This is a genomic window from Bradyrhizobium sp. (genome assembly GCF_019242285.1).
Taxonomy (GTDB): domain Bacteria; phylum Pseudomonadota; class Alphaproteobacteria; order Rhizobiales; family Xanthobacteraceae; genus Bradyrhizobium.
In genome coordinates, this window is sequence record NZ_JAFAVV010000300.1 from 1 (window position 1) to 12,016 (window position 12,016).

Sequence of the window (12,016 nt, forward strand, 5' to 3'; positions counted from 1 at the left end):
TCTCCGATGGTTCGAGTCGTGGAAAACCCAAACCTACCGGAAGGGCTCGCTCACCGCTCCCCCATGGAATCTACAGTTCCGTTGCGAAAATGAACGCTCATGTGCAATCCAGGCCCACCTGCTCGGTGGGATGGATTACTTCATTCAACGGCCCGGCGCTTCGCAGCGGCCCGACGGCGTCAATCCCGGGATGTTTTCTCGCCCCCGCCGGTCTATTCTGCTGCCATGACCTCCTCCATCGACATCGATCGCGTGCCGGTCGCCGATACCGCCCGACGCCTTCTCGCCGACGAGCTGGCGGCCACGCTGCGGCTTGCGGCGCCGCTGGTGCTGACGCAGCTTTCCCAGATCACGATGATGGCGACCGATCTTGCCTTCATTGGCCGGCTCGGTGGCGAGGCGGTTGCCGGAGCAGCGCTCGCCGGCACGGTCTATTGGGTGAGCTTCACGCTCGGCCTGGGACTGATGTCGGCGGTCGCGCCGCTGGCCGCGCAGGCCTTCGGCGCCGACAAGGTGCCGCTGGTGCGGCGCTCGCTGCGCAGCGGGCTTTGGGTGGGGCTGCTGCTCGCCTTGCCGCTGATGGCGTTGCCGCTGTTCGGCGAAACGCTGCTGCTGGCGCTCGGCCAGGCTGCCGTTCCGGCTCATCTCGCGCAGCATTATCTGTCCGGGCTCGTCTGGGGCATAGCGCCCGCGCTGTGGTTTCTCGCGATCCGCAGCTTCATGGGTGCCATCAACCGGCCGCAGCCCGTGCTCTGGATCACGCTCGTCGCCATCCCTCTCAACGCCGCGCTGGTCTATCTCCTGATCTACGGCAAGCTGGGCCTGCCGCGGCTCGAGCTGTTCGGTGCGGGGCTTGCGACTTCGCTGGTCAATCTCGCCACGTTTCTCGCCGCACTCTGGATCGCCGTGCGGCGGCCGCCGTTCCACGACTATCGCGTGCTGGCCCATCTCTGGCGCATCGACTGGAAGCTGATGCGCGAGCTCGTCGCGATCGGCGCGCCGATCTCGCTTGCGATCATGATGGAGTACGGCCTGTTCTCGGCCGCCGCCCTGCTGATGGGCTGGATCAGCACCACCGCGCTGGCCGCGCATCAGATCGCGCTCCAGGTCACCGCCATCCTGTTCATGGTACCGCTCGGCATCAACCAGGCCGCGACCGTGCGCGTCGGGCAAGCTGTCGGCCGCGGCGACGCGACGGCCGTGCGGCGCGCCGGCTGGACCGCCGTGCTGATCGGCATTGTCAGCGGAGCGCTTTTGACGCTCGCCGTGGTCGCGGGGCGGTTTGCGATCGCACGACTGTTCCTGGGCGAAGGCCTTGGCGAGGCCGATGCGACGGTCGAACTCGCCGCCGTCCTGCTGCTGATCGGAGCGACCTTTTTCATCACCGACGGGCTGCAATGCATCGCCGCCGGCGCGTTGCGCGGCCTGAAGGACACGCGTGCAGCGCTGCTGTTTGCTGCACTCAGCTATTGGGGCATCGGTTTCACCGCGGCCTATGCGCTCGGCTTTCACACCGCGCTTTCCGCCACCGGCGTCTGGATCGGACTGTCGATCGCCACCACGGTCTTTTCCACGCTCCTGCTTCTGCGCTTCAAGCTGCTGACCGACCGATTGCCTTCGCGATGAACCGTCGATCTGTCGTCCGCCTAATCCTTCGAACGCGGCGCCGCCGGCGGCGCGTCGGACCACTCGGCGACGACGCGTTCGAGGTCGCCGAGATTCTCGCGCATCTGCTGCAGCGAGAAGCCCAGCGCGAAAAAACGCTCCGCGCCTTCGCCGGAGAGGCTGCGGGTGAGGCCCTCGCTGCGGACGCAAGCCACTTCCGCGCCATAGGCCTTGACGGCCGCGTCGACCGGAAAGATCGGCGGCGGGGCCGCACCGTTGCGCAAGGCTGTAGCCGAAGCGCGCAGATAATGCGCGATCGTGTCGCTGACGGCGGCGACCGGGCGGGCCAGGCGGACCTGCAAATCCGCCGGCAGCGGCACCACGCTGGCGCGGCCGATGATCACGACGTCATGGCGAAGGCGAAGAATGGTTCTGAGCAGCGGCCCTGTGTCCGGACCCGAGGAGAGGTGCGCCGCACGCTCGCGCTCGGCCTCCGCGCCGATCGCGTTGAGCTCGACCAGCGCAGCGCCAATGCCGTCCTGGATCCGATGCAGGGCGTCGTTGTCGCGGCCGCGCGACAGGCCGGCGAGCAGCTCGGTCAGCGCCGCGGCGATCAATTCCAGCAACCGCGCCGCGCTGCCCCTGACCTGCCCATGCGCCCGCGACGGCAGCACGATGAAGGACACCAGAAGCCCGGTCAGCGCGCCGACGCCGACCTCCAGCACCCGGTCGATCGCCGAGCCCAGCGGATCGGCGTGACTCATCTGCGGAACGATCAGCACGATCACGGCGGTGACGGTCGCCGCATTCAGGCTCGGGTTGATCGCGGCGATGAACGCCACGGGCGCGACGGCCAGCACCAGCAGCGCGAGCAGCTCCGGCTCGCCGGAATGCGGGATCAAGACCGCAATGGCGCCGCCGTAGAGCGCGCCGCCGACGGTGCCGAACAGGTAGTCGCGGGTCGCCTTCAAGGAGCGACCGACGCTCATCTGGGTGACGATGATCGAGGTCAGCACCGCCCACAACGGCAGCATCAGGTGCAGGGCAGAAGCGAGCGCGAGCGCGACAAACGCTGCGACGGTGATCCGGAACGCGAGCGCCAGTTGCGCCTTGTGTGCCCAGAGCCGGCTGAACAGACGTTTTGCAAGGCCCATGACGGACGCGTTCCGATGCAGGCGGGGCGAGCGCCGGCGGCCGGGCATGGCAGCCCGCCCCGCAGGCGGCTTGAAAGGCAGGGACGGTCCGCCTACCCTTGAATCAGCAAGAGGAAACACGATGGCCCAGGAAACCGCAACGCTCGCCGACTACGTCGCCGAGCTGAAATTCGACGATATTCCGCCCGAAGTGCTCGACCGCGCCAAGCTCCTGACCCTGGACTTTCTCGGCAGCGCGATCCGCGCGCGTCGCGATGCGGAATCGACGCCGTCGCTGTTGAAAATGCTGGAATCGCTGGCGCTCGACGGCAAGGGCCAGTCGACCGTGTTCGGCGACGACCGGACCTGGACACCGGCGGTCGCGGCCCTGCTCAACGGCGCGCTCGGCCATTCCCTGGACTTCGACGACACGCACGCGGACTCCTCGCTGCACCCGAGCGCCCCGGTGGTGCCGGCGGCTTTCGCAGTGGGCGAGATGGTGGGCGCCTCGGGCCGCGAGGTCCTGACCGCGATCGTCGCGGGCTACGAGGTCTGCTGCCGGCTCGGCAACGCGCTCGACCCGACCTCGCATTACGCCCGCGGCTTCCACCCGACCGCGACGGCGGGCACCTATGGCGCGGCCGCGGCCGCGTCGAAGCTGTTCAAGCTGCCGGCGGAGCGGATCGAGGCCGCGTTCGGCGTCGCCGGCAGTCAGGCCGCGGGCTCGCTGCAGTTCCTGGTCAATGGCGCCTGGAACAAGCGCTACCAGGTCGGCGCCGCCGCGATGAACGGCGTGATCGCGACGACCCTGGCGCGCAACGCGTTCGTAGGCGCGACCGAATCGGTCGAGGGCAAGCACGGCCTTCTGGTCGGCTACACCGACGATCCGCATCCCGACAAGGCGGTCGCCGGCCTCGGCTCGACCTATGAGACCATGAAGATCGGCGTCAAACCCTATCCGAGCTGCCGCTACACCCATGCCGCGATCGACGCGCTGATCGCGCTGCGGCGCGAGCACAACATCACGCCCGACCAGATCAGGAAGGTCGAGATCGGCCTGCACCGCAACGGCATCACCTTGACCGGCGACGCCGCCACCAAGCGACACCCGCGCTCGATCGTCGGCGGCCAGTTCTCGATGTTCTTCACCGGCGCGATCGCGCTCGACCAGGGCCGCTTCGGCTGGGACGACTACGAGCGGCTCGGCGATGCCGCACTCGACGCGCTCGCCGACAAGTTCGACGTGGTGCAGGACGACCGGCTGGAGCAGGGCCGCAGCCATCCGTTCGGCGCCCGTGTCTCGATCACGACCGGGGACGGCGTGCATGAGCGGCTCAATCCCGATCCATCCGGCGAGCCAAATTCGTTTCCCGATGCGCAGATGATGCAGCAGAAGTTCCTGACACTGGCACGCCCCGTGCTGAGCGGCCGGGCCGACCAGCTCGCGGACGCGATCCTGTCGCTGGAGCGATATGATCGCGTCGCGCAGGCGACGGAGCTTGGGCGGCAGTAGTCTCATTTGCCGCCTGCGAGCTTCGCCTGGACATGCGTCACCGCGACGACATCGCGCACCAGGTCGGACACGCCGTCGGCATCGAGCGGCCAGTTCGGCGTCCTGCCGAAGCGGGCGATCACCAGGCGCTCCGATGGGATGACGATCACATACTGCCCGATCGTCCCCTTGGCGAAGAAAGCGTCGCGCGGCCAGCCATGGGCGATCCGGTATTTGGCGCCAAAGCTGTCATCGCGATTGGTCCAGAAGCCCGCGCCATACCCGACGAACGCACTCGCCGTCGGCGCGGCGGACGCTTCGACCCATCCCGCCGGCAGGATGCGCCGGCCACCGACGACTCCGTCGTCGAGATAGAGGAGACCAAAACGCGCCCAATCGCGCGCCGAGGCCAATATCTCGCTCGATCCCTCCGGCGTGCCGGCACCATCAAATTGCAGCGTGACGTGGCGCATGCCGAGCGGCGCGAACAATTCGCGTTGCGCGAAGCGCAACACATCGGCGGGCGTGCCGCCCACCGCGTCGCGAATCAGGTGCGACAGGATCAGGTAGTTGCCGTCGTGATAACTCCAGCGCGCGCCGGGCGCGCTTTCGAGCTGCGCGGCTTCGGCGAAGGCGGCCATGTCGCTCGTCATGAACTTCATGCGGTTGACCGGCTCCAGCGCCGAGGCCAGCGACGCCTGCAACGAGGAGCCGAGCGCGAGCCCCGCGGTGTGGCGCAGGAGTTGATCCACGGTGATGGCGTGCCGGGGATCCTTGAGGTCCTGCCATGCGGGGACGGGTGCCGGCCGATCCGGCGCAAGCCTGTCCTCGCGCGCGAGGATGCCGATCAGCGCCGATGTCACCGACTTGCTGACGGAGAAGCCGCGCAGCGGCGTGTCGATGCCATAGCCCTCGGCGTAGCGCTCAGCGACGATGCGGCCATCCTTCACGATCACCACTGCCTTGGTGCGGCGGAACGGCGGCGCGCCGGGCTCGGCGAAAGCATGGTCGAGCGCCGCGGCGAGCCGCGGATTCTCAGGCACCACGATCGACGGCCCGGCGATCTCGGGCAGCAGCGCAGGCTGCGCGTCAGCCGGTGGCGTCACTTGTTCGAGCTGTGTCCCGCCATGCTCGAGCGTGCAGCCGATCGCCCCGCGATAGACGGCATGGCTGCGGCCGAAGCCGAACAGGGTGACCGTGACGTCCCGGCGCCCGCGGTCGACGTCATAGGCGAGCGCCCAACGGATCAATCCGGCGCCGGGCATGGCTTCCGTGGTCTCGCGGACGATCTGTTCCGGCGCGAGCCCCGACACGAATGTCTCCGAGCACAGGACCTGCGCGACGAAGCCGGTCGCGACCTTTGGCGCGTCGTGCGCCCACGCCGCGGCAAGCGTGAGCCCACCCAGCACTGCGGTGGCTGCGAGGGCGAGAAAGGTCCGTCGTCTGGTCATGGCTGTCTCCGGCGTGAAACCTGCCCGCCACAAGCCGCACCGCGCGACAACACGCTCGCCGGATCTGGAAATCGCCCTCGCCTGAACCTGCGACGGGCTCGCCGGTTTCGAAATTGGCTTGTGATAACAGGCCACTGCGCCTCACGCCGCGGAAGCCCTCAATTTGCGGTACTCCGTGGGGGTGATGCCAGTGGTCGCCTTGAAGGCGCGGTTGAACGGCCCGAGCGACTGGAAGCCGGCATCCATCGCAATGGTGATCACCGGCACGTCCACCTGCGTGGGATCGGCCAGCGCGGCCTTGGCTTCCTCGATGCGGTGGTTGTTGAGGAAGGCGTTGAAATTGCGATAGCCGAGCCGCTGGTTGATCAGCCGCCGCAGCCGGTATTCCGGGATTTTGAGCCGGGTCGCAAGCATGCCGATGGTGACGTTGTCCTGCCGGTAGATTCGCTCGTCCGCCATCAGACGCGTCAGAGCGTCGATCAGCTTCTGGTCGGCCGGCGCCACGGGCACAGCCGGACTCACACCGGTTGGCGAAAACAGACCCGCAGCCGCAACCTTCGTCATCATCCCCGAAATCGCGGCGACGACACCGAGCAGGATCGCGGCGTTGACGACATCGGCGATTCCGGGCACACCTCTTTCACCCAGAACGATCCGCAGGATCGCATTGACGCCACCGTAGAGCGCGGTCGCGGCGACCACGAACACCCTGACCCGGCGGCGGCGCTCGACCAGATCGACGGACCAGGAGGCGACGGTCTGGCCGACCGCAAGCGCGATGAAGATCAGCACCAGCAGATTGACGGCCATTGCCGTGGCCCGGGCGATCGCAAATGCCGCCGACAAATCGCCACTCATAAACATATTCACTGAGGCAAGCCGCACCCAAAGCAGGCAATTGAGCAGGCTGAACGCCGCGACAGCGGCCCAGATCAGCCCGTGCCGCCAGCGCAAGACAAAGCCGTCATCGAACAACGCGCGGCAGAACAGCCAGAACACCACGATGTTGCCGGTCGACACCGCGATCAGCGGCGCATGCCAGCCCGAACCCGGCAAGGGCAGACCCATCGTGGCGATCGCGGCATGCGCCGCCGATCCCAGCGCCAGCGCGATGGCGAGCCGCCCGGCCAGCGCGCCACGGGCGTCGCGAACGAGCGCTGCCGCCAGATTGAGCAGCAGCGCAACCGCCGCGGCACGCAGGGCAATTTCGATCATGTCAAGCGGCATCAAATCATCCGGAAAAATGCCCGCGTCATCTCCTCGTATGACTCACGGACGTATCACACCAATCCTGCTATGATCACGCCCAAACTCTGGAGGCCTTCATGAGCTGGCAGCCTTCCGAAGACCCGGTGCTCGGTGATCCCACCTCCTGCGACGCGCTGGAGCTCGTCATCGTGCCCCGCACACGCGACCTGGGCGCCGGCTTTGCCGTGCGCCGCGCGCTGCCCCATGGCAAGCGGCAGATGGTCGGGCCGTTCATCTTCTTCGATCATTTCGGCCCGGTGCAGTTCGTCGCCGGCAAGGGCATGGACGTGCGGCCGCATCCGCATATCGGTCTTGCCACCGTCACATACCTGTTCGATGGCAGCATCATGCATCGGGACAGCGAGGGCAACATCCAGGAGATCACGCCCGGCGCGATGAACCTGATGACCGCCGGCCGCGGCATCGCTCATTCCGAGCGCACGCCGGATGTGCAGCGCTCCAGCGGGCAGAAGATGCTCGGCCTGCAGAGCTGGATCGCATTGCCGAAGGATTCGGAGGAGATCGCGCCGTCGTTTCAGCATTATGCCGCCGGCGACCTGCCGATGGTCCAGGAGAGCGGCTTTTCGGTGCGAATCATCGCCGGCAAATCCTTCGGCATCGCCTCGCCGGTCGCGATGGTGTCGCCCTGGTTCTATACCGAGGTGACAGCGCAGGCCGACGTCAGCGTACCGCTCGACCCGGATCATGAGGAGCGCGCGATCTACCTGATCGACGGCGAGATCGAGATCGCGGGAGAGCGTTACGAGGGCCCGCGGCTGCTGGTATTCCGGCCGGGCGATGCCATCACGGCGAAGACCCTGCAGCCGACCCGGATGATGTTCCTCGGCGGCGATGCCCTGGAAGGCCCGCGCCACATCTGGTGGAATTTCGTCTCCTCCAGCAAGGAGCGGATCGAGCAGGCGAAACAGGACTGGAAAACCGGCCGCTTTGCACCCGTCCCGCAGGAGCACGAGTTCATTCCCCTGCCCGACTGAGCTATCCCCACCCTCCTCCCCTACGGCCGTCGCGCCTCTCGCGCGGCGGCGTTCCCTTTGAAAGCCCTGACCATGACGACCATGCTCGCCAGCGACCTGCCCCTGCCAAAGCTCGGGCGCGGCAAGGTGCGTGACATCTATGCAGTCGGCGACGACCGCGTGCTGCTGGTTGCCACCGACCGCGTCTCGGCGTTCGACGTCGTGATGGCCGAAACCATCCCGATGAAAGGCGCGGTGCTGACGCAGATTTCGGCCTTCTGGTTCAACGAGCTCGAAGGCATCGTGCAGCATCACATGCTGTCGGCCGAGATCGACGAGATCATCGGCGAGCTGCCATCGCTGGAGCGGCATCGCGCCGAGCTCGCCGGCCGCGCCATGCTGTGCCGGCGTACCACGGTGTTTCCGATCGAATGCGTGATCCGCGGCTATCTCGCCGGGTCGGCGTGGAAGGAATATGCGGAACAAGGCACGCTGGCAGGCGAGAAGCTGCCGCCCGGCCTGGTCGAGAGCGCGCGATTCGCGCCGGCGGTCTTCAGCCCGGCGACCAAGGCCGAGACGGGCCATGACGAGAACATCACGATCGCGCGGATGCGCGAGATCGTCGGCGAGAAGGTCACCTATGCGCTCGAGAGCATGACGCGCGCGATCTATACGCTCGGCGAAAAGCTCGCCCGCGACCAGGGCATCATCATCGCCGACACCAAGTTCGAGTTCGGGCGCGACCTGGACGGGCACATCCTCCTGGTCGACGAAGTGATGACGCCAGACAGCTCGCGCTTCTGGGGCGTCGACGCCTATCAGCCCGGCCGGCCGCAGGCGAGCTTCGACAAGCAGCCGCTGCGCGACCATCTCGACGCCGAACGCCGCGCCGGCCGCTGGAACGGCGAAGCCCCGGCCCCGCCGCTGCCGGCCGCTGTCGTGGAAGCGACCAGCCAGCGCTATCTCGAAGCGTATCGGCGGATCACCGGGCGGGAGTTGAAGGTCTGACCGGCACAAGGAAAACAGCCGGCAGGCTGTGATGATACGCTCGTGGACCGAGGGAGCACACGGATGACGGCACCGACGGCTGACGCGAAGACTTTCACCACCAAAAATTTCCGCCTGCGGAGCGGAGTCATGATGCCGGAGGTCGCGCTCTCCTACCGGACGCTCGGCACGCTCGCGCCCGCGCGCGACAATGCCGTGCTGATCACCCACGGCTACACCAGCGGTCCGGAGATGATCGCGCCTGGCGGCTCGACCGGCGAAGGGAGCTGGAACGGCCTGGTCGGTCCGGGCCAGGCCATCGACACCAACCGCTACTTCGCGATCTGCCCGAACATGCTGGGCTCCTCCTACGGCTCGACCAACGCGGCAAATCTCGATCCGGCGACCGGCCGGCGGTATGGGCCGCGCTTTCCCGACATCACCGTGAGCGATATCGTCGCCACCCAGCGCGCGCTGCTCGACCATCTCGGCATCGAGAGGCTGGTCGCAATCGTCGGCCCTTCCTATGGCGGCTTCCAGGCCTTCCAATGGGCGGTCGACCATCCCGACGCGATGAAGGGCATCGTCGCGGTGGTGACCTCGCCGGCGCTGACGCCGGAACGCTCCGACGGCAATGTTGCGCGTCTGCTGGAGAGCTTCTCCAAAAATCCCAACTGGAACGGCGGCGACTACTACGAGTCCGGCGGCATGCTGGAGACCATGATCGAGCAGCGCATCGGCACGCTGAAGACCTACGGCATCGAGGCGCGGCTGCGCGACACGCTGTCGGATCCTGCCGAGATCGAGGCTGCGATCCGCAGGGAGGCCACGCTCTGGGCCGAGGGTTTTGACGCCAACTCGCTGCTGATCCTCGCCAAGGCGCTGCGCAGCTTCGACGTCACCGCGCAGTTGGCCAGGATCAAGGCGAAGGTGCTCTATGTGCTGTCGCGGACGGACAAGCTGTTTCCGCCGGAACTCGCGCCACGCGTGATGGCGGGGCTGAAGGCCGCCGGCGTCGATGCCGATTATTTCCTGCTCGACAGCGACTACGGTCACTCGGCCTCCGGCCGCGACGCCGCGAAATGGGCGCCACGGCTGCGGGCGTTCATGGAAAGTTTGCAATAACGCCTCACACCCCCGCCATCATCACGTATTTGATCTCGACATATTCCTCCATGCCGTGGCGCGAGCCTTCGCGGCCGAGGCCGCTTTCCTTGACGCCGCCGAACGGCGCCACCTCGGTGGTGATCAGGCCGGTGTTGACCCCGACCATGCCCGATTCCAGCGCCTCCGCGACGCGCCAGACCCGGCCGAGATCGCGGGAATAGAAATAGGAGGCGAGCCCGAACGGCGAGGCATTGCACATCGCGATCACGTCGGCCTCGTCCTTGAAGCGGAACACTGGCGCCAGCGGTCCGAACGTCTCCTCATGCGCCACCAGCGCGTCGGGCTTCACATCGGACAGCACGGTCGGCTCGAAGAAGGTGCCGCCGAGCGCATGTCGCTTGCCGCCAGTGATGATCTTGGCGCCGCCGTGGACGGCATTCTCGATGTGCTTCTCGACCTTGAGCACGGCATCCATGTTGATCAGCGGCCCCTGCACCACGCCCTGCTCGGTGCCGTCGCCGATCTTCATCGCCGCGACCTTCGCCGACAGCTTCTTCACGAACTCGTCGTAGACCCCATCCTGGGCATAGAGGCGGTTGGCGCAGACGCAGGTCTGACCCATGTTGCGGTATTTCGAGACGATCGCGCCGTCGACCGCGGCATCGATGTCGGCGTCGTCGAACACCACGAAGGGCGCGTTGCCGCCGAGCTCGAGCCCGAGCTTCTTCACCCCGACGGAGGCCTGGCTATAGAGGATCTTGCCGACCTCGGTCGAGCCGGTGAAGCCGACGAAGCGCACGGCGGGATGCTCGCACAGCACCTTGCCGATCGCCGACGAGTTGCCGGTCAGCACGTTGAAGACACCTTTCGGCACACCGGCCTTCTCGGCCAGGGCCGCCAGCGCCAGCGCGGAGAGCGGCGTCTCGTTGGCCGGCTTCAGCACCACGGTGCAGCCGGCGGCCAGCGCCGGCGAAACCTTGCGCGTGATCATCGAGCTCGGGAAATTCCACGGCGTGATCGCGCCGCAGACACCGATCGGCTGTCGGATCGCGAGCAGCCGCGCGTCAGGCCGCTGCGACGGAATGGTCTCGCCATAGACGCGGCGCGCCTCCTCGGCGAAAAACTCGACATAGGCGCCGCTGATGTCAACCTCGCCCAGCGCCTCCGACAGCGGCTTGCCCTGCTCGGAGGTCAGGATCAACGCCAGATCCTCGCGGTTGGCCGCGATCAGCTCGAACCATTTGCGCAGGATGTTGGAGCGCTGCTTGGCGGTCAGCCTGGCCCAGGCCGGAAACGCCCGCTCGGCGGCTTCCACCGCCTGCGTCGTCTCCGCCGTGCTCATGATCGGCACTTTTGCCAGCTCGAGGCCGTTGACGGGGTTGGTGACCGGGCGCGACGGCGTGCCGACCCAGGCGCCGTCGATGTAGCAGCGGTCGCGGAGCAGCGATGCATCTTTCAGACGATCGCCGAACGAGGTGCCGGCGGCTTGCGGGGCGCGTGCAGTGGCTGCGGTGGGGGTCATGGCGTTGCTCCGGTTTCTTGTGACGGTTGCCGCCAAATATAGGTCCAAACCCGCCGCCATGCACCGCAAGGAATCGAGATTGTCATCTCGAGATTCCGACTTCGCGTCTGCGACGCGCCCCGGAATGACGGCCCTTACGCCGCGCCGCTCATGTAGGTTTCGCGCCGGCCGATCATGTGCTCGGCCGCGGCCTTGGCGTCGGCCTTGGTCGAGGTGGCGCAGGTGCGGTATTCGAGATCGGGCATCCGCTTGGGATCGCGGCGGCCGAACCAGGTCCGGGAACCGACCGGCAGGAGTGCCAGGGCATGCGCGACATTGTCGACCGCGCCGAACGAATACAACGCGCCAGACCCGGCGATACGCACCTCGTAGATGCCGGGCGAAATCGGCGCTTCGAGGTTCTCGCCACGCCCCGCACGGGGATAGCGTTTCCATTCGCTCCAGGTCGAGATCATTTCAGCCCCCTTGCGGCTCCCCGAGGAGGCCGCAAAAATTGT

General features: G+C 67.1%; 11 protein-coding genes. 6 read left to right on the forward strand and 5 right to left on the reverse strand.

Translation table 11 applies throughout. From position 1 onward, the window contains the following. Nucleotides 1-229: hypothetical protein (locus JOY90_RS11845; RefSeq protein ID WP_291691328.1), on the forward strand; the 229-nt coding region annotated here is incomplete at its 5' end. Continuing rightward, on the forward strand, nt 226-1,626 hold the full coding sequence (locus JOY90_RS11850) for an MATE family efflux transporter (RefSeq protein ID WP_291691329.1): 1,401 nt from the start codon (nt 226-228) through the stop codon (nt 1,624-1,626). The genes JOY90_RS11845 and JOY90_RS11850, both read left to right, overlap by 4 nt. A 20-nt stretch (nt 1,627-1,646) precedes the next feature. On the opposite strand, the gene JOY90_RS11855 is transcribed toward JOY90_RS11850, so the two are convergent. Continuing rightward, complete coding sequence (locus JOY90_RS11855; protein WP_291691330.1) at nt 1,647-2,759, reverse strand: FUSC family protein; 1,113 nt, start codon at nt 2,757-2,759, stop codon at nt 1,647-1,649. Between the two features lie 121 nt (nt 2,760-2,880). On the opposite strand from JOY90_RS11855, the gene JOY90_RS11860 reads away from it, so the two are divergent. Next, entirely contained in the window at nt 2,881-4,251 is a 1,371-nt protein-coding gene (locus tag JOY90_RS11860) for an MmgE/PrpD family protein (RefSeq protein WP_291691331.1), read from the forward strand. A 2-nt stretch (nt 4,252-4,253) separates the two neighbouring features. Here the strand turns inward: JOY90_RS11860 and JOY90_RS11865 are convergent, their stop codons facing one another. Both JOY90_RS11865 and JOY90_RS11870 read right to left on the reverse strand, forming a co-directional pair. Next, complete coding sequence (locus JOY90_RS11865) at nt 4,254-5,681, reverse strand: serine hydrolase (protein WP_291691332.1); 1,428 nt, start codon at nt 5,679-5,681, stop codon at nt 4,254-4,256. 141 nt (nt 5,682-5,822) lie between these two features. Beyond that, on the reverse strand, nt 5,823-6,908 hold the full coding sequence (locus JOY90_RS11870; RefSeq protein ID WP_291691333.1) for a helix-turn-helix domain-containing protein: 1,086 nt from the start codon (nt 6,906-6,908) through the stop codon (nt 5,823-5,825). 98 nt (nt 6,909-7,006) lie between these two features. Here JOY90_RS11870 and JOY90_RS11875 point away from each other — a divergent pair, with 98 nt between their 5' ends. From JOY90_RS11875 to JOY90_RS11885, 3 genes are all read left to right on the forward strand, one after another. Then, a complete protein-coding gene (locus tag JOY90_RS11875) occupies nt 7,007-7,924 on the forward strand; it encodes a pirin family protein (protein WP_291691334.1) in 918 nt (305 codons plus the stop codon). Between the two features lie 72 nt (nt 7,925-7,996). Beyond that, nucleotides 7,997-8,911: a phosphoribosylaminoimidazolesuccinocarboxamide synthase gene (locus JOY90_RS11880; RefSeq protein WP_291691335.1), complete on the forward strand. Its 915-nt coding sequence runs from the start codon at nt 7,997-7,999 to the stop codon at nt 8,909-8,911. A 63-nt stretch (nt 8,912-8,974) separates the two neighbouring features. Beyond that, nucleotides 8,975-10,015 (forward strand): alpha/beta fold hydrolase, encoded by a 1,041-nt coding sequence (locus JOY90_RS11885; RefSeq protein WP_291691336.1) that lies wholly within the window; start codon nt 8,975-8,977, stop codon nt 10,013-10,015. Between the two features lie 4 nt (nt 10,016-10,019). Here the strand turns inward: JOY90_RS11885 and JOY90_RS11890 are convergent, their stop codons facing one another. Further along, on the reverse strand, nt 10,020-11,519 hold the full coding sequence (locus JOY90_RS11890) for an NAD-dependent succinate-semialdehyde dehydrogenase (protein ID WP_291691337.1): 1,500 nt from the start codon (nt 11,517-11,519) through the stop codon (nt 10,020-10,022). Between the two features lie 134 nt (nt 11,520-11,653). Then, complete coding sequence (locus JOY90_RS11895) at nt 11,654-11,974, reverse strand: hypothetical protein (RefSeq protein WP_291691338.1); 321 nt, start codon at nt 11,972-11,974, stop codon at nt 11,654-11,656. Nucleotides 11,975-12,016: the final 42 nt, after the last annotated feature.